Genomic DNA, 17,007 nt, shown 5'->3' with positions numbered 1-17,007 from the left:
AACAGCAGGAGTCCATGGGCGAGCGCATCCGGGTCGTTTCGAGTGGACGTCAGACGAGGACGTTGGCGCCGAGCAGGTCCTGGGCTACCGCCAGCAAGCGGGTGCGCAAGACGTTGGCGCGGTCGGCGAATTCCTTTTGCAGGCCCACATACTCGGCCTTGCCCTCAGCGGTCTCGATGCGGATCGGCTGGTAGCCCCACTCGTCCAGGTCGTAGGGCGAGGCCCGCATGTCCATCGTCCTGATATCCCACGCCAGCTCGAACGTCGCCAGCAGCAGCTCGCCGGGCACCGCAGCGGAGAGCTTGTAGGCCCACTTGTAGAGGTCCATGTTCGCGTGCAGGCAGCCCGGCTGGTCCAGGGCGGCTTGGGTTTCGCGGGTTGGCTGCAGCTCGTTCAATCCCACGGCCTGGGGTGTGTAGAAACGGAAGGCGTCAATGTGCGTGCAGCGGATCCGATGCCCCTCCACCACCGCATCGGTCCCCGCGGCACCGAGTCGCAGGGGCAGGTAGTCATGCCTGATCCCGTTCTCGTCCGCCTTGTAGGCCATGGCCCACTCGTGCAGCCCGAAGCAGGAGAACCGCGCCGGGTTCGCCGATGCCCCGGCCAGGATCGAATGGGCGAACTCCACGGTCCGCCGCCGCTCGGCCATGAAGGCTTCCGGATCGAACGTGACGCCCCCATCGATTCGGCGATGGTGCTTCCAGTTCTCCCGTTCGGTGGCTGCCGCTCCGAGGAGCACGACGCCGGTGCCCGGGTGCCAACGGCCCAGCCGGCCCGGCTTCTCGGTGTAGTAGGTGAAGAGGAAGTCCTCGACGGGGTGCTTGCGGCCGGTGGAGCGACGCTCGAGGAAGGGGGCCGCAAACCGCGCCACCCGGGTGCGGTGCTCCGCGGCGCGGGGCAACCAGGCGTCCTCGGGGAGGTGGAGCAGGTGGTTCGGCATCCTTCCATTGTCCGGTGTGACCGAGTCCGCGGCCAATTTTAGTTGGGGCACCAAATAGTTGGGTATAATGAGGGGGAGGAACCCGGGCTGTCCGGCGCCGCCCGGCTTGGGCTCGCGTCGCGGGCCCGACACCCCAGGGAACGGACCAGCATGAGTCACAAGCCATTGCCCATCATCAAGGACAAGACCGGCCTGAGCGCCGGATACCGACTGACGTGGTGGCTGCAGTTCCTGGGCTTTTTCGTCATGGGGCCGGCGGACCAGATGCCACATATGGACCCCAAGGAGCGGCTCAAGCGCGAGCGGGCCGTGCGGGTGATGCGTGCCCATGAAGCGCGCGGAACCGAGGCGCCCCAGGAAGTCCGGCTGACGGCCGCCGACTTCTGAGCCGGCCCGCCGTCCCGGCTAGTGCAGTCGGTCGGTCGCGGTAATCAGCTTCGTCATGGTCGCGTGCAGGCCGACCAGTTCTTCGCGGGACAATCCCAGCCGCTCCATCATCTGACCGGGGACCTTTTCCGCTTCGGCGCGTAGTGCCTGCCCGCGCGCTGTCAGGGTGATGCAGAGCGTGCGCCCGTCGTGGGCATCGCGTTGGCGTTCGATGTATCCCACGGTCTCCAGGCGTTTGGCCAGAGGGGACAGTGTGCCTGGATCCAGGCGCAAGAGCCGGCTGACTTCTGTGAGTGAGAGCGGGGAGCGTTCCCAGAGGGCCAGCATCACCAGGTACTGCGGGTGGGTCAGATGCAACGGTTCCAGGACTGGCCGATACGCGGCGATCACCGAGCGCGAGGCCACGGCCAGTGCAAAGCAGACCTGCCCCTCCAAGGCCAGGGGATCGTGGCTGTCCATCGGTGGTCACTGCCCTTCGTGTTCGCCAACGTGTGTCCCGTCCCCCGACGGGCGGGAGGCACCTCCAGTCTAAGCTCGCGCAGATGCCCCTGCCCGCCGTCGTGCATCGGTTGTAGGATTGTCTGCATCCGGACAATGTCGACCCCAGTGAGGATCACCCCATGGCCGCCTCGAGCCTCGAGCCGCTCCAACAGGAGTCCACCCCCTCGATCATCGCGCGCAAGATCCGTTCCGCGATCGGCAATGGCGAGTTCCCTCCCGGAACCCAACTCGGGGAAGCAGATCTGGCCGGCCGTCTGGGCGTCAGCCGGGGCCCGCTGCGCGAGGCGATGCAGCGGCTGACCCAGGAGGGGCTGCTGATCAGCATCCGCAACCGGGGCCTCTTCGTCGTCGACCCGACCCCGACGGATATTGCCGACATCTACCTCACGCGCACCGCCGTCGAACGGGGCGCTGCATTGAAGATCATCGAGGTCGACCACACCCACCGCGAGGCCGGCGCGGAGCTGATGGCCATCGTCGAGGAGATGGCTGCGCTGGGGACCGGTTTCGCGTCGACGGAACTGAGTCGGGTCGACATCTCCTTCCATGAGGCCATGGTCAGGTTGGCCCATAGCCAGCGCCTCACCCGGGTCCACCGGACGCTGGTCACCGAGACGCGGATGTGCCTGGCGGCCCTGGAGCAGGCCGAATACTCGTTGGCGGACCGGGTGGCCGAGCACCGGCGGATCGCCCAGGCCATCCTGGACGCGGATGTCCCCGAGCTGCACGGGGCGCTGGCGGACCACATGGACAGCGCCATCGCCCAGCTGCTGGAGCCGATCCAGGGAATCGGCGCCTCGGAGCCCGAGGCCTCCTGAGCCGTCGGCAGGGCAGCGAAGAGGGGAGCACGCAACGCGTGCTCCCCTCTTCCCTGCGCGGGCTTGGTGCCGGGCTACGCCGACATGGCCTTGCCGGCGTCGGCCTTCGCGCGGTTGACGGGAACCCACTTCGGGGCGGGCCAACCGGTTGATGCGGGCTCACCCGGCAGCGTCTCGCCGCGCAGTGAGGCCTGGGCGGTCTCGCGCATGCACAGGATGGAGATGAAGCCGATGGCCCCGGCGATGGCCATGTACCAGCCGGGGATCAGGACATTGCCGGTCGAATCGATCAGGCTGTTGGTCAACGTCTGGGAGGGGCCGGCAAAGAACGCCGTGGAGAAGTTGTAGGCGATGGCGAACCCGGTGTAGCGCACCGCGGTCGGGAACAACGCCGGCAACGTGGAGGACACCGAGGACACCAGGATGACCAGCAGCATGCCCAGGACGGCCAGTCCGACGAACTGCAGGAACAGGCTGTCCAACCCCAGGAGCATCATGGCCGGAACGGCGAGGACCGTGTAGCCGCCGGCGGCGGTGAGCAGCAGCGTCTTGCGGCCGATCCGGTCCGAGAGCGAGCCCATGAAGGGGATCACCAGCAGCATGATGGCCATGATGGCCACCAGCATCCAGTTGCCCTGCGCGGTCCCGTGCCCCAGCTGCTTGCTCAGGTAGGTCGGCATGTAACCGAGGATCAGGTAGAACGCGACGTTCAGCAGCACCACGAAGCCCATGACGATGAGGATCTGGCGCCAATGGCTGCGGATGGTGTCGCGGATGGGGGTCTTGGTGGTTTCCAGGCCGGCCGCAGCCTCGGAGAACACCTTGGGCTCGCCCAGCCGTGTCCGGATGTAGAGGGCGGTCATGCCCAACGGGATGGTCAGCAGGAACGGCAGGCGCCACCAGCCGGCCGCCATGCCGTCGTCGCCCACGATGGTGATCAGGGTCGTGCAGACGATCGCTGCGAGGATCATGCCCACGGTGGTGCCGAACTCGAGGAAGGAACCCAGGAAGCCACGTCGCTGGTCCGGGGCGCTCTCGGCCATGTAGACCGCGGCGCCGCCGTACTCACCACCGGCGGAGAAGCCCTGGACCATGCGGCAGAGCAGCAGCAGCGCCGGGGCGAAGAAGCCGATGGTGTCGATGGTCGGCAGCAGTCCGATCACGCCGGTAGCGGCGGTCATCATGGTGACCGTCAGGACCATGACCTTCTGCCGGCCGAACCGGTCACCCATGGGCCCGAGGACGAGGCCGCCCAACGGGCGGACCAGGAAGGAGATCGCCAGCGTGGCCAACGTCAGGGTGACGCCGAGGCCGCCATCGCCCTCTTCGGAGCCGAAGAAGTTCGCGGCCATGAAAATCGTGAGGTAACCGTAGACGCCATAGTCGAACCACTCGACCGCGTTGCCCAGCGCAGAGCCGAGGATCGATTTGCGCAGGTTGGATTTTGCCTCGGCCGACTGCGGTTCGGCCCCGGGAGCCCCGGGATCCTCCACTGTCGTCGAGCTGCCTGAAGCGGCGTGTTGTTCGGTCATGAGCGTTCGCCTTCCGGAAGGGGAGCTTGGCGCGCTGAGCAGGATGCCCCGCCGCCTGGGCCTAGCAGTGTGATGACCAGCATTGCATAAGCGTGCGTCGCGGCCTCTATTTCCGACAGGCGCACCGATTCGTTGGGCTGGTGTGCCTGTTCGTTCAATTCCCCGGGCCCCAGCACGATGGTGGGGATGCCGAAGTCGCGCGAAATGAAGCCGCCATCACAGGATGCACTCCACCCGGTGACGCGGGTTTCCACGCCGGCGGCGGCCAGCGACGCGGTGGCCGCCGCGACCAGCGGATGGTCGCGGTCGGTGCGGAATCCCGGCATTTCCATGGTCGTGCGCGCCTCGACGTCGATGCCGTCACCGGTGATTCCCGCGGCCGCAATCTGCTCCATCAGGTGCTCGCGGATCCGGCCCGTGTCCTCGCCGGGCATCAGCCGCCGGTCAAGCCACAGATGGGCCTCGGGGGCGACCATCGAGGTGCCGCGTCCCCCGGAAACCATGCCGACGTTCCAGGTGGCGTAACCCAGCAGGGGGTCGGGGTCGGCGGAGAGTCGTTCCTGGTCGGTGGTGACCAGGTTGCAGATCCGCACGGCGGCGTCGATGGCATTGCGCCCGTCGCTGGGCCGGCCGGAGTGGGCTGCCCGGCCGGTCACCTCGATCTCCAGGTAGGAATCACCCCGGCAGGCGATGACCGTCTCCAGATCGGTCGGTTCGGCGACCACGCAGGCGGAGTAGCGGTGCTCCAGCCCGTCGGCGACCACCGCCCGGATGCCGGCCCCGGTCTCTTCTTCATCGACCGTGCAGGCCAGGGTGACGGGACCGGCGAGCTGGGTGCCGGCGTCGTGCAGGGAGGCCATGGCGGTGAGCACTGCGGCCAGGCCGCCCTTCATGTCGGTGGCGCCACGGCCGAAGATCCGGCCGTCGGCCACGTGGGCATCGAAGGGCTCGCGCTCCCAGCCATCGCCCACGGGAACGACGTCGGAATGCCCCAGGAAGAGCACCCCCTCCCCGTCCCCGCCGGGTAGGGTGATGAAGACGTTGGGCCTCCCGGGGGCGACCTCCCGGGTGGTGACCTGCAGGCCACGGCGCCGGGCCGCTGCGACCAGCACGTCGACCGTCGCCTGCTCGGTGCCGCCGGGGTTCTCCCCGCCAGCGTTGACCAGCTCGATGGTCAGTGCCGTCAGCTCGGCGGGGTCGATGGGGGCGATGGCCGTCCCGGCTGCCGTGGCCGCCATTCAGCCACGTCCCGGGGCCTGGCCGGTGACCGCTGCGTCGGTGGACCCCCGTCGCGTTTCGGCCAGTGCGGCGTCCAGCGCCGTGGCCAGTCGTTGTACCCCCACGTCGGTGCGTTCCGGGCCGGTGGAGGCGAAGCACAGCCGGAGGGCCGAGGCGAACCGGCCGCCCGCCGACAGGGCGGGGCCGGGGATGAAGGCGACTCCCTCGGCGAGGGCGATCTCGAACAGCCGGCGGGTGTCCACTGCCGCGTCCTCGCCGGTCAGGGTGACCCAGAGGAAGAAACCGCCATCGGGGTGGGTGGTCCGCACGCGACCCGGCAGATGCCTGTCCAGGCTGGCCAGCATGGCGTCGCGGCGGTTGCGGTATTCGGTGCGCAGCCCGGCCAGGTGCTCGTCCAGGATGCCGCGGCGCAGGTACTCCGCGACCACATGCTGGGCCGGGACGTTGGTGCAGGTGTCCATGGCCTGCTTGGCGTTGATGATCAACTGGCGCAGCGACGGATCGGCGTCGATCCAGCCCACGCGCAGGCCCGGTGCCAGGATCTTGGAGAACGTCCGCACCGAGAACACCAGCGGATCGTTGCCGCTGAGCTGGCGGAAGCCGGGCAGGTCCTCGCCGGCGAAGCGGAGCAGTCCGTACGGGTCATCGTCGATGATGATGGCCCCCCAGCGGCGGGCCAACGCAATGATTCGTTCGCGCCGTTCGGTCGAGAGGGTGGTGCCTGAGGGGTTCTGGAAATTGGGGATGGTGTAGATCGCCTTGGGCGTGCGCCCGGCTTCGGCGACGAGCCGCTCCAGCTCGTCGACGTCCATGCCGTCCTGGTCCATCGGGACCTCCAGCAGGTCCGCGCCGTAGCTCAGTGCGGTCGCCGAGCCGTTGGTGTAGGTCGGGGACTCGACGATGACCAGGTCGCCCGGGTCCACGAACAGCTTGCAGGCGATGTCCAGGCCCTGCATGCCGCCGGAGGTGATGCTGATCCGTTCGGCGGAGGTCGGCTCCGCGGTGGTGGACAGGTAGTCGATGAGGGCTGAGATCAGCTGGGGCTCGCCCTCGGTGGCGCCATAGGTGAACGATGAGGCGTTGTGCACGCTGGCGGCGATCTCGGTGAACGCCTCCACGGGGACGAATTCATCGGCCGGGGCGCCCATGGCGAAACGGACGATGTCGTGTTCCTGGGCGGCGAGCAGCGAGGTGCTGGAGTCGATGACGGAGCCCACCAGGTTGGCGGCGCGGCCGGCGAGCGGCAGGTTCAGGGTGGTCATGGTGTCTCCTTCGGTGGTTCGGCGTTCGTGGTTGCGCCGGGGACGTCCAGCGGTGGCACCGTCGGCCGGGCAGGGTCGCTGTCAGCGGTCTCGGCGTTGCGCGGGACGATGCTGATCGATCCGGTCATGGTGGATTCGTCGGGGGTGGTGAATCCGAAGCGCGGCGTGGCCGGGCGTCGTGGCTCATCCACGGGTTGGGCGACGGCCGGGGTCCCGGGGGAGAGGTGCACGGCGCGCTCGCCGGGATTTCCCAGCAGCGGGCCGGAGCCGGTGGCGCCGCCGGCGTCGCCGACGTGGATGAGTCCGCGCGGGTAGGAGGTGAAGCACTCGACCCCGGTATCGGTCACCCGGATGGCCTCGGAGACCTCGTAGCCGTAACCGTCCATCCACATGCCGCACATCAGGTGGAACGTCATGTTCTCGGTGAGGATCGTCTGGTCCTCGCTGCGCAGGGAGATGGTCCGCTCGCCCCAGTCCGGCGGGTAGCCGACGCCGATCGAGTAGCCGATGCGCGAGGCCTTCTCATAGCCGTATTCGAACAGGGTCCGGTTGAAGACCTGGGAGAGCTCCTGCACCGGGGCGCCAGGGCGCACGGTTTCCAGCACGGCGGCCAGCGCGTGGTCGGTGGCCTGCGCCAGATGCGCCAGCTGCGGTGTCGGGGTGCCCGGGATGAAGGTCCGGGCCATGGGCACGTGGTAGCGGTGGTGGGCGCCGGCCAGTTCCACGACCATCGCCTGGTCCGGTTTGAGCACCTCGTCGTTCCAGGTCAGATGCGGGGTGTCAGCGGATTCGCCGGTGGGCAGCATCGGCACGATCGCGGTGTAATCGCCGCCGTACTCCGCGGTGCCGGTGATCTGTGCGTGGCTGATGGCTGCCGCGACATCGCATTGGCGGGTTCCCACCGCGATGGCCTCGTGGGCGGCGCGCATGGCCCGGTCGGTGACCACCGCCGCCTTGCGCATCAACTGGATTTCGGCCGGCGACTTGATCGCCCTCACCCAGTTGACCAGTTCGAAGCAGTCCACCAGCGTCCATTCCGGCAGGGCGTTGACCAGGGCACGGTAGCCCTTCGGGGAGAAGAAATGGGCGTCCATCTCCAATCCCACGCAGCCCTTGGTGGCCGGGGCGATGAGGTACCTGGCGCGCAGGGCGTAGGCGACCCAGTCGAAGGGGTGCAGGTGCGGGCGGTGCACGTAGCGTTCGGGGTAGCCGACGATGTTCTCCTGCGGCAGCCACGTGGTGCGGAAGGCGCCGTTGGCGTCCATCTCGCGGGTGAACAGGATCATGTCCCCCTCCAGGGGGACGAAGACCATCTGCGGGGTGTAGAACGACCAGGCGTTGTACCCGGTCAGGTAGTAGATATTCGCCGGATCGGTGACGATCAGCGCACTGAGGCCCTGCTCCTGCATGCGCACCCGTGCCGCGGCCAATCGTGCGGCGTACTCTTCGGTGGTGAAGAGCAGTGGTGCGACGCCCTCTTGTTCCATGCAGACTCCTTCAAACCTCGTTGGTAGATTGTTGACAATACTAGGCTGTGGCTCAGGTCACTGACAAGGCCCGGGGGCTCAGGCCCGCGGCATGGCCATGTATTTGGTCTCGAGGAACTCCTCGATGCCCACGCGGCCACCCTCGCGGCCCAGCCCGGAGGCCTTGATCCCGCCGAACGGTGCCGCCGGGTTGGACACGATCCCGGTGTTGAGCCCGACCATCCCGACCTCCAGCGCGTCGCCCACGCGGAAGGCGCGGTCCAGGTCCTGGGTGAACAGGTAGCCGGCCAGGCCCCAGGGGGTGTCATTGGCCATCGCGACGACCTCGTCCTCGGTGTCGAACGGGATCAGCGGGGCCACGGGTCCGAAGATCTCCTCGGTCATCAGCTGCGCCGTCGGGGACACGTTGGTCAGCACGGTGGGGGAGTAGAAGTAGCCCTTGCCTTCCGGCCGCGAGCCGCCGGTGACCACGCGGGCGCCCTGGGCCACGGCATCGTCGACGAGCTCGCCGACCTTCACCAGTGCCTTCTCCTCGACCAGCGGGCCGACGTCGGTGCCCTCGACGGCCCCATCGCCGACCCTCAGCGCGCCGAGGCGGGCGGCGAGCTTCTCGGCGAAGGCATCGGCCACGGAGGCCTGGACGAAGATCCGGTTCGCCGCGGTGCAGGCCTCGCCCATGTTGCGCATCTTCGCGGCGAACGCGCCCTCCACCGCACGGTCCAGGTCGGCATCCTCGAAGACGATCAACGGGGCATTGCCGCCGAGTTCCATGGACGAGCGCATGACGTGCTGCGCCGCCTGTTCGAGCAGCCGCACACCCACACCGGTGGAGCCGGTGAAGCTGACCTTGCGGGCGATCCCCGATTCCATCCACGGGGTCACCACGGAGGAGGCGCTCTTGGTGGTGACCACGTTCAGCACGCCGGCCGGCAGGCCCGCCTCGATGAGGATGTCCACCAGGGCCAGCGAGGACAGCGGCGTCAGATTGGCCGGCTTGAAGACCATGGTGCAGCCGGCGGCGATGGCCGGGCCGATCTTGCGGGTGCCCATGGCCAACGGGAAGTTCCAGGGGGTGATCAGCACGCAGGGGCCCACCGGCTCCTTGGTCACCATGATGCGGTTCTTGCCGTCACCGGTGATGGTCTGGTCCCCGCCGATGCGCACTGCCTCCTCGGAGAACCAGCGGAAGAACTCGGCGGCGTAGGCGACCTCGCCGCGGGCTTCGGCCAGCGGCTTGCCCATTTCGGAGGTCATGACCAGGGCCAGTTCCTCCTGCCGGGCCATGATCAGGTCGTAGGCCCGGCGCAGGATCTCGCTGCGTTCCCGCGGAGCGGTCCGCGCCCAGTCCTTCTGCGCGGCACCGGCCGCCTCGATGGCCCGCTGGGCGTCCTCCGCGTTGCCGTTGGCGACGGTGGCGATGACCTCCTCGGTGGCCGGATTCACCACGTCGAAGCGCTCACCGGAGGCCGATTCGACCCAGGCCCCGTCGATGTACAGGCCGGTGCTGATGCCCTCGACGGCGGCGCGTGCCGAGGATGCGGTGCGGGAAGTGGAGGTCTGGGCGGTCATGGGTGCTCCTTCGGGTTGCTGGTGGAAAGCTGGTGGTTCGTGCCGGCCGCGAGGCCGGGGTCGAGCAGTTCGGCCAGGTGCAGGCCGCGCCGGCCGCCATCGAGTTGGGCGACCTGCATGGTGCAGGAGAACCCGTCGGCGAGCACCGGGGTGGTGCCGTTGCCGGCCCGCATGGCCGGGGCGAGGCCCTGTTCGGCGACCTGCATGCTCAGCTCGTAGTGGTTGGCCTCGAAGCCGAAGTTCCCGGCAACGCCGCAGCAGCCGGTGGCCTCGGTGACCTCGGCGACGCCCAGGGCCGCCAGGGCCTTGCGTTGGGTGGCGGCGCCGAACACCGAGTACTCGTGGCAATGCGACTGCACGACGACGGATCCGGGCACCTGGGCCGCGGGGCTGGGGGTCCACCCGTCGGCGGCCAGGGCGGCGATGTGCCCGGCGAAGCTGCGTACGCGCGCTGCCACCCGGCGGGCGGCATCGGTGTGCACGAGTTCGGGCAGGTCCTTGGCCAGGGCTGCGGCGCAACTGGGTTCGACCACCACGATCGGGCGGTCGCTGCCGTCATCGAGTGCCTCCGCGGCGTGGGTGAGCAGCTTGCGGGCGGTGCCGAGCTGGCCGGTGGAGATGTAGGTCAACCCGCAGCAGGCGTCGGCCGAACAGGTGACCGGTTCCCCGGTGCCGGCCAGCACCCGGGCCGCCGCCCCGGCGACCTCCGGGCGGAAGCCCTTCGTGAATGTGTCCACGAAGAGCACCGCCCCGGTGCCCTGCGTCCCGGAGGAGGCTCCGGCGTCGTACCCGGTGGCCACGACGCGCGGCACCGTGGCCCCCGGGGCCGAGGCGGCGGGTGAGGTTGTCCTGGGTGGTCCGGTGCGTGCCCGGGGGGCGGCGGCCAGGGCGGCGTCGACCTCGCGGCGCCAGGCGGTGGCCGAGGCGAAGCGGGGCAGCGCGCGCCGGGTGGTCAGCCCACCTGCGGCGGCGACGAGCTTTCCCAGCGGCGAACCCATGACCGTGTTGACCAGCGGGGTGATCCGGCCGGTCAGCTTCAGCCAGCGGGGAAGCCAGCCCAGCGAGAAGTGCGAGAGCGGACGCATCCGGCCCTGGTAGTAATGGGAGAAGAACTCGGACTTGTACGTGGCCATGTCCACGCCGGTGGGGCAGTCGGAGGAGCAGGCCTTGCAGGACAGGCAGAGGTCCAACGCCTCGCGGACCTCCTCTGACTTCCAGCCCTCCTGCACGGTGGCGGCGCCCCGGACCATGTCCTGCAGCACGCGGGCGCGGCCCCGGGTGGAGTCCTTTTCGTCTCCGGTGGCGCGGTAGCTGGGGCACATCACGCCGCCGGCGTCCGAACGGCATTTGCCGACCCCGATGCAGCCCTGCACCGCGTGGACGAACGGGTCCACGCCATGGACCGCATCCGGCCCCGACGCGGGGGAGAGGTCGAAGCTGGTGCGCCACTGGCGGTCGGGCACGCCGTCCAGCAGGAGGTGCTCGTCGAACGCGTCGGGGCTGGTGATGACCCCGGGGTTCAGCAACCCCGACGGATCCCAGATCGCCCGGAAGGATTCGAAGGCGGCGAGCATGGCGGGGGAGTACATCAGCGGCAGGAACTCCGAACGGGCGCGGCCGTCGCCGTGTTCGCCGGAGAGCGAGCCGCCGTGGGAGACGACCAGCCGGGCGGCATCGGCGGTGAACTCGCGGAACACCTTCCGGCCCGCGGCGCTGCGCAGGTCGTAGGTGATGCGCACATGCATGCAGCCGGCCCCGAAGTGTCCATACATCACGCCCTGCAGGCCGTGCTCGGCGAGCAGGTCGCGAAAGTCGGAGAGGTAGTCGGCCAGGCGTGCGGGGGCCACTGCGGAGTCCTCCCAGCCGGGCCAGGATTCACCGCCGGTGTGCAGCCGGGAGGACAGGCCGGCGCCGTCCTCGCGCACCCGCCACAGCGAGGCGCGTTCGATCGCGTCGGGGACGACCCGCCCATCGACCATCCTGCCGATGGAGCGCAGCCGTTCCAGCAGCTCGTCCGCCTGGGACTGGACGTCGGCCGGGTTGGCCCCGTCCAGGTCGATGTAGAGCCACGCCTTCCCGTCCGGCAGCCCGGTGACGGAATCCTCGCCGCGGCGGGCCCTCATGGTGGCCACGATGGCGTCGTCGATGCCCTCGACGGCAGCGGGGGAGAACCCCAGGATGGTCTCGATGTCGCGCGCCGCCTCGACGACGTCCGGGTAGCCGACGCACAACAGCAGCGCGCTCGCCGGCTTGTGCACCAGTGCCATGCGGGCACGCACGACGACGGCGCAGGTCCCCTCGGATCCCACGAGGGCGCGGGCGATGTTGAAGCCCTTTTCGGGCAGCAGGTTCTCGAGGTGGTAGCCGGAGACCTGGCGCTGGATCTGGCCCAGGTCGGTGCGGAAACCGGCCAGGTTCTGCTGCACCAGGGTCTCCATCGATGAGGTGAGCTCCGCGGCCCGGCGCACCGCACCGGCGTCGTGCCCGTCGGTGGCCCGGAGCCCGGTGGCGGTGGCCGTCAGGCAGGTTCCATCGGCGGTGATGAGGTCGAACTCGATGACGTGGTCGCTGGTACGGCCATAACGCACCGAGTGGTTGCCGCAGGCGTCGTTGCCGATGGCCCCGCCGACGGTGGCGCGGGTCTTGGAGGACGGGTCGGGCGCAAACGTGAGCCGCCCGGCGGTGCGGGCCTCGATCTCCCGGGAGAGCGTGGCCAGCACCATGCCGGGATCGACGTCGACCCAGAGGTTGTCCTCGTCCAGGGCGTGGATGGCCTTCATGTGGCGGGAGAAGTCCAGGACCACGCCCGGGCCGACGGCATTGCCGGCCATCGAGGTGCCACCGCCCCGGCCCGTGACCGGGGTGCCGGCCTCGTGGCAGGCGCGCAGGGTCCGCGCCACGTCCGCCGCGGTGCGCGGGAACACGACGCCGAGGGGGCGCACCCGGTAGTTGGAGGCATCGTAGGAGTACTCCGCCCGCCGGCGTTCGGAGTCATCGAATTCGATGCCCGCCGCCTCGAGGATCCCGGCCACGGTGCCTCCTGCGGTCGGTGCTGCTGTCTGGGTCATGTGCTGCTTTCTAGGCCGTGGCGAGGGTGCGTTCGGAGACCGCTGACACGGCTGCCTCGAAGCGTTCGAGTCCCAGGGTGATCTCCTGCGCGGTGACCACCAGGGCGGGGATGAGGCGCACGACGTTGCCCTGCGGGCCACAGGTCAGGGTCAGCAGACCGTGTCCGGTGGTCTCCTGCTGGATCGCGGCGGCCGTCGCGGCATCGGGCTGGCCCTCGGCGGTGCTGAACTCGATGCCCTGCATCAGGCCCCAGCCACGGACGTCCCCGATGGAGGGGAAGCGTGACTGGATCTCCTTCAACCCGGCCTGCAGCTCGTCGCCGCGGATCCGCGAATTCTCCACGAGGCCCTCGTCATCGACGACGGCCAGGGTGGCCACTCCGGCGGCGGCGGAAACGGCGTTGCCTCCGTAGGTCCCGCCCTGCGATCCGGGCCACCCCTTGGACATCAGCTCGGTGGAGGCGGCGATGGCGGAGATCGGGAAGCCGGAGGCGATGCCCTTGGCGGTGATGAGGATGTCGGGGGTGGCAGTGGAGTGCTGGTGGCCCCAGAACCTGCCGGTGCGTCCGACGCCTGCCTGGACCTCGTCGATGATCAGCAGGATGCCGTGGCGGGTGGCCCGTTCGCGCACCCCCTCGAGGAAGCGCGGCGGGGTGGGCAGGTAGCCGCCGTCGCCCAGGGCGGGTTCGATGAGGAACGCCGCGGTGTCATTGGGGGCGGTGCGGGTGGTGAGCAGGTAGTCCAGTTCCTGCAGGGCGAAGTCGATCGCGGTGTCCTCATCCCAGCCGTAGCGGTAGGCGTACGGGAAGGCCGACATGTGGACGCCTGCCATCAGTGGTGCGAAACCCGCGGAGAACCGGGTGCCGGCGGTGGTCAGCGACGCTGCGGCGACGGTGCGGCCGTGGAATCCGCCCTGGAAGACCACGATGTTCGGGCGTCCCGAAGCCATGCGGGCCAGGCGGACGGCCGCCTCGACGGCCTCGGATCCTGAGTTCGCGTAGAAGACGGAGTCCAGGCCCGCCGGGAGCTTCTCGCCGAGCTTGTCGGTCAGTTCCAGCAGTGGCTGGTGCATCACCGTGGTGTTCTGGGCGTGGATGATCTTGCCGCACTGTTCGCGGGCGGCCTCGACCACGCGCGGATGGCAGTGGCCGGTGCTGGTCACCCCGATACCGGTGGTGAAATCCAGGTATTCGGCTCCATCGGTGCCGTAGATCCAGGACCCGAGGGCGTGGTCGACCACTACGGGGGTCGCTTGCTTCAGCAGGGGGCTCAAAGTCGTCATGTGTTCATCGTGGTGGCCCGCTCGGTAGATTGTCAACAATCTTTCGTGGCGGTAGCGTGGATGACGTGGAACACACCAACTCGAAGCGCCCGCGCCTGGCCCTGCTCACTGCCCCCGGGGTGCCGGACCCCCATAACCTCGATGCCATCCGGGAACGTGCCGACGTCGTCATCGCCCACGCCGACACCCTGGCCGACGCGCTCGCCGGCGCCGATGCCGTCCTGCTCTGGGACTTCTTCTCCTCGGCGCTCAGCGATGCGTGGCATGCCGCCGATGCACTGCAATGGGTCCATGTGGCCGCCGCCGGAGTCGACGCCATGCTCTTCGACGGGCTGCGGGCGGCCCCGGTGGTCCTGACGAACGCGCACGGGACCTTCTCCCAGCCCATCGCCGAGTTCGTCCTGGCCTCGATCCTGGCCCACGACAAGCAGCTGCACCGCAGCGAAACGCTGCAACGCCAGGGCACCTGGCAGCACCGGGAGCTGACCCGGACCGGCGGTTCACGGGCGATCGTGGTCGGAACCGGAGGCATTGGGCGGGCCACCGCCCGGCTCCTGCGGGCGGTCGGGTTGCAGGTCGAGGGCGCCGGACGAACCGCCCGGGACCAGGACCCGGACTTCGGCACCGTCTTCGCCAGCGATGAGCTCGCAGCCCACGTCGGCACCGCCGACCACGTGGTGCTGGCCGCGCCCCTGACCGACGCCACGCGGGGGATCCTGGATGCCCACGTCCTGGCCGCGATGAAACCCAGTGCGCATCTGGTCAACATCGGCCGCGGGTCACTGGTCGACGAACCGGCGCTCATTCAAGCACTGCAGGGTGGACAGATTGCCGCGGCTTCGCTCGACGTCGTGGCCGTCGAACCGATGCCCGCAGATCACCCGTTCTGGCAGATGGACAACGTGCACGTCTCGGCCCACATGAGCGGCGATGTCCACGGGTGGAGGGACGAACTGGCCGACCAGTTCCTGGTAAATCTCGACGCCTACATCGCCGGGGAACCCCTGGACCACATCGTGGACAAGGACCGCGGCTACGTCAGCTCGAGCCCGGCAGCCATCTAGCGACAGCGCGGGGCCCGCGGCCCTCAGACGTCCGGATCGTCCATGAGCTGCCGGACCTGCTGGGCGCACCGGCAGGCGGCGGCGGTCCGGGCGGCCCACTCCAGCGCCTCGTCGTGGGAGGAGACCTCGAGGATGGAGAAACCACCGATGTGCTCGGTGATCCGCGGGGTCGTGACGGAGCCGTCGGTGCCCACGACGCTGACGTCGTGGTTGCCGATCCCCCCGCCGGTGATCCAGACCCCGGCCTCCTGGGCCTGCCGGACCACCTCGTGGGCCGCGGCGCCGACGGCGGGCAGGTCTTCCATCGGGAACCGCATGTCCCCGTCGTTGAAGGAAATCAGGTACCGCGCCATGTCCGGCCTCCAGTCTCTGGCGGAACTCGCCGCCACCCGGGATTCCCCGGAGATACGTGGAGTCTAATCTGGCGGACCCTCCCGGCCTAGGGACGGAGAAGGCCCCCTCCGGACGATTCCGGAAGGGGCCTTCGCAGGATGGGACGTGCCTAGCGGCCGGTGCCTCCGTGGACCTCGGCCTCGGTGTCGCCGTCGAGCTCGAAGGCCCCGTGGACCGCGCGGACCGCGGTGTCCAGCAGCTCGGCGTCGGTGACGATCGAGATGCGGATCTCCGAGGTGGAGATCATGTTGACGTTCACCCCGGCCTGCTGCAGCGCCTCGAAGAACCGGAAGGAGACCCCCGGGTTCGATCGCATCCCGGCACCGATGAGGGAGAGCTTGCCGATCTTGTCGTTGTAGGAGATGCTCTCGAAGCCGATCTCCGCCTGTGCCGCCTCCAGCGCGGCCATGGCGTCCTTGCCCTCGAGGATCGGCAGGGTGAAGGAGATGTCGGTCTTGCCGGTCTCGGCCTTCGAGATGTTCTGCACGATCATGTCGATGTTCACGTTGGCGCCGGCGATGACGCCGAAGATCTGCGCGGCCGAACCCGGGACATCGGGGACTCCGACCACGGTGACCTTGGCTTCGGAACGGTCGTGGGCAACGCCGGAGATGATGGGCTGTTCCATGGGTTCTCCCTCTTGGATCTTGATGTTGTCGTCGGGGCTGGGCAACACCCAGGTCCCCTCGTGGTCGGTGAAGGACGAGCGCACATGCAGCGGCACACCGAAGCGGCGGGCGTACTCGACGCAGCGCAGGTGCAGGATCTTGGCGCCCGAGGCCGCCATTTCCAGCATCTCCTCACTGGAGATCGTGTCGATCTTCTGGGCCGTGTGCACGATGCGGGGATCGGCCGTGTACACGCCGTCGACGTCCGTGTAGATCTCGCAGACGTCGGCATTCAGCGCTGCGGCCAGCGCGACGGCGGTGGTGTCGGAGCCGCCGCGGCCCATGGTGGTGATGTTGTTCGATTCCCGGCTCATGCCCTGGAATCCTGCGACGATCGAGATGTAGCCGCGGTCGATCGCCTGGCGCACCCGGTGGGGGGATACGTCGATGATGCGGGCCTTGCCGTGCACCGCGTCGGTGATCATGCCGGCTTGCGAGCCGGTGAAGGAGACGGCTTGGCCGCCGTTGGAATCGATGGCCATGGCCAGCAGGGCCATGGAGATGCGTTCGCCCGCGGACAACAACATGTCCATTTCACGGGCTGGGGGCGCGTCGGTGAGCTGCCCCGCGAGATCGAGCAGCTCATCGGTGGTGTCACCCATGGCCGAAACCACTGCAACGACGTCGTTCCCGGCCGCCTTGGTGGCGAGGATCCGGGCCGCGACGCGTTTGATGCCTTCGGCATCGGAGACCGACGAACCGCCGAACTTCTGGACAATCAGGCTCATGCGTTTTGCACACTCCACTGGGTTGAGGACAGGACGGCCCACCGCCAACCCGGCTGGGCACATGCTTAA

The 17,007-nt window shown here is 69.0% G+C and carries 14 protein-coding genes; 3 read left to right on the top strand and 11 right to left on the bottom strand.

The features are described 5' to 3' along the window. Positions 1–49: 49 nt before the first annotated feature. Positions 50–940 (bottom strand): 3-methyladenine DNA glycosylase, encoded by an 891-nt coding sequence (locus ABD088_RS01690; RefSeq protein WP_343899653.1) that lies wholly within the window; start codon positions 938–940, stop codon positions 50–52. Positions 941–1,090: 150 nt separating this feature from the next. Between ABD088_RS01690 and ABD088_RS01685 the strand changes: the two genes are divergently transcribed. Next, positions 1,091–1,327 carry a hypothetical protein gene (locus tag ABD088_RS01685; RefSeq protein ID WP_343899652.1) on the top strand — a complete coding sequence of 79 codons (237 nt, stop codon included), beginning with the start codon at positions 1,091–1,093 and terminating at the stop codon, positions 1,325–1,327. An 18-nt stretch (positions 1,328–1,345) separates the two neighbouring features. On the opposite strand, the gene ABD088_RS01680 is transcribed toward ABD088_RS01685, so the two are convergent. After that, positions 1,346–1,786, bottom strand: coding sequence for a MarR family winged helix-turn-helix transcriptional regulator (locus tag ABD088_RS01680; RefSeq protein ID WP_343899651.1), 441 nt, complete (start codon positions 1,784–1,786; stop codon positions 1,346–1,348). Positions 1,787–1,947: 161 nt separating this feature from the next. Between ABD088_RS01680 and ABD088_RS01675 the strand changes: the two genes are divergently transcribed. Next, positions 1,948–2,646: a GntR family transcriptional regulator gene (locus ABD088_RS01675; RefSeq protein ID WP_343899650.1), complete on the top strand. Its 699-nt coding sequence runs from the start codon at positions 1,948–1,950 to the stop codon at positions 2,644–2,646. A gap of 74 nt (positions 2,647–2,720) precedes the next feature. On the opposite strand, the gene ABD088_RS01670 is transcribed toward ABD088_RS01675, so the two are convergent. The 7 genes from ABD088_RS01670 to ABD088_RS01640 all read right to left on the bottom strand — a co-directional run bounded on the left by ABD088_RS01670 (position 2,721) and on the right by ABD088_RS01640 (position 14,085). Continuing rightward, a complete protein-coding gene (locus tag ABD088_RS01670) occupies positions 2,721–4,178 on the bottom strand; it encodes an MFS transporter (RefSeq protein WP_343899649.1) in 1,458 nt (485 codons plus the stop codon). Continuing rightward, positions 4,175–5,416: a M20 family metallopeptidase gene (locus ABD088_RS01665; RefSeq protein WP_343899648.1), complete on the bottom strand. Its 1,242-nt coding sequence runs from the start codon at positions 5,414–5,416 to the stop codon at positions 4,175–4,177. The genes ABD088_RS01670 and ABD088_RS01665 overlap by 4 nt, the downstream gene beginning before the upstream one ends. Continuing rightward, on the bottom strand, positions 5,417–6,679 hold the full coding sequence (locus ABD088_RS01660; protein ID WP_343899647.1) for an aminotransferase-like domain-containing protein: 1,263 nt from the start codon (positions 6,677–6,679) through the stop codon (positions 5,417–5,419). It abuts the gene before it with no gap. Next, on the bottom strand, positions 6,676–8,166 hold the full coding sequence (locus tag ABD088_RS01655) for a M24 family metallopeptidase (RefSeq protein WP_372710741.1): 1,491 nt from the start codon (positions 8,164–8,166) through the stop codon (positions 6,676–6,678). Before ABD088_RS01655 ends, ABD088_RS01660 begins: the two co-directional genes overlap by 4 nt. A gap of 78 nt (positions 8,167–8,244) precedes the next feature. Then, positions 8,245–9,735 (bottom strand): NAD-dependent succinate-semialdehyde dehydrogenase, encoded by a 1,491-nt coding sequence (locus ABD088_RS01650; RefSeq protein WP_343899646.1) that lies wholly within the window; start codon positions 9,733–9,735, stop codon positions 8,245–8,247. Then, positions 9,732–12,803 carry an FAD-binding and (Fe-S)-binding domain-containing protein gene (locus ABD088_RS01645; RefSeq protein ID WP_343899645.1) on the bottom strand — a complete coding sequence of 1,024 codons (3,072 nt, stop codon included), beginning with the start codon at positions 12,801–12,803 and terminating at the stop codon, positions 9,732–9,734. The genes ABD088_RS01650 and ABD088_RS01645 overlap by 4 nt, the downstream gene beginning before the upstream one ends. 10 nt (positions 12,804–12,813) lie before the next feature. Further along, on the bottom strand, positions 12,814–14,085 hold the full coding sequence (locus tag ABD088_RS01640) for an aspartate aminotransferase family protein (protein WP_343899644.1): 1,272 nt from the start codon (positions 14,083–14,085) through the stop codon (positions 12,814–12,816). 65 nt (positions 14,086–14,150) lie between these two features. Here ABD088_RS01640 and ABD088_RS01635 point away from each other — a divergent pair, with 65 nt between their 5' ends. Beyond that, the gene (locus ABD088_RS01635; protein ID WP_343899643.1) at positions 14,151–15,149 is read left to right on the top strand and encodes a D-2-hydroxyacid dehydrogenase; all 999 of its coding nucleotides are present in this window, start codon (positions 14,151–14,153) and stop codon (positions 15,147–15,149) included. 23 nt (positions 15,150–15,172) lie between these two features. Here ABD088_RS01635 and ABD088_RS01630 read toward each other — a convergent pair whose 3' ends face one another. Further along, positions 15,173–15,502, bottom strand: coding sequence for a YciI family protein (locus tag ABD088_RS01630; protein WP_343899641.1), 330 nt, complete (start codon positions 15,500–15,502; stop codon positions 15,173–15,175). Between the two features lie 149 nt (positions 15,503–15,651). Beyond that, entirely contained in the window at positions 15,652–16,938 is a 1,287-nt protein-coding gene (locus tag ABD088_RS01625) for an aspartate kinase (protein ID WP_343899639.1), read from the bottom strand. Positions 16,939–17,007: the final 69 nt, after the last annotated feature.

Origin of the sequence: Arthrobacter rhombi, assembly GCF_039526245.1 — a bacterium.
Classification (GTDB): domain Bacteria; phylum Actinomycetota; class Actinomycetes; order Actinomycetales; family Micrococcaceae; genus Arthrobacter_H; species Arthrobacter_H rhombi.
This window is presented reverse-complemented; position numbering and strand designations above follow the sequence as displayed.

Bases quoted from the DNA above. Each gene is read 5' to 3' on its own strand.
- ABD088_RS01690 (WP_343899653.1), bottom strand. From the start codon at position 940: ATGCCGAACCACCTGCTCCACCTCCCCGAGGACGCCTGGTTGCCCCGC.
- ABD088_RS01685 (WP_343899652.1), top strand. From the start codon at position 1,091: ATGAGTCACAAGCCATTGCCCATCATCAAGGACAAGACCGGCCTGAGC.
- ABD088_RS01680 (WP_343899651.1), bottom strand. From the start codon at position 1,786: ATGGACAGCCACGATCCCCTGGCCTTGGAGGGGCAGGTCTGCTTTGCA.
- ABD088_RS01675 (WP_343899650.1), top strand. From the start codon at position 1,948: ATGGCCGCCTCGAGCCTCGAGCCGCTCCAACAGGAGTCCACCCCCTCG.
- ABD088_RS01670 (WP_343899649.1), bottom strand. From the start codon at position 4,178: ATGACCGAACAACACGCCGCTTCAGGCAGCTCGACGACAGTGGAGGAT.
- ABD088_RS01665 (WP_343899648.1), bottom strand. From the start codon at position 5,416: ATGGCGGCCACGGCAGCCGGGACGGCCATCGCCCCCATCGACCCCGCC.
- ABD088_RS01660 (WP_343899647.1), bottom strand. From the start codon at position 6,679: ATGACCACCCTGAACCTGCCGCTCGCCGGCCGCGCCGCCAACCTGGTG.
- ABD088_RS01655 (WP_372710741.1), bottom strand. From the start codon at position 8,166: ATGGAACAAGAGGGCGTCGCACCACTGCTCTTCACCACCGAAGAGTAC.
- ABD088_RS01650 (WP_343899646.1), bottom strand. From the start codon at position 9,735: ATGACCGCCCAGACCTCCACTTCCCGCACCGCATCCTCGGCACGCGCC.
- ABD088_RS01645 (WP_343899645.1), bottom strand. From the start codon at position 12,803: ATGACCCAGACAGCAGCACCGACCGCAGGAGGCACCGTGGCCGGGATC.
- ABD088_RS01640 (WP_343899644.1), bottom strand. From the start codon at position 14,085: ATGACGACTTTGAGCCCCCTGCTGAAGCAAGCGACCCCCGTAGTGGTC.
- ABD088_RS01630 (WP_343899641.1), bottom strand. From the start codon at position 15,502: ATGGCGCGGTACCTGATTTCCTTCAACGACGGGGACATGCGGTTCCCG.
- ABD088_RS01625 (WP_343899639.1), bottom strand. From the start codon at position 16,938: ATGAGCCTGATTGTCCAGAAGTTCGGCGGTTCGTCGGTCTCCGATGCC.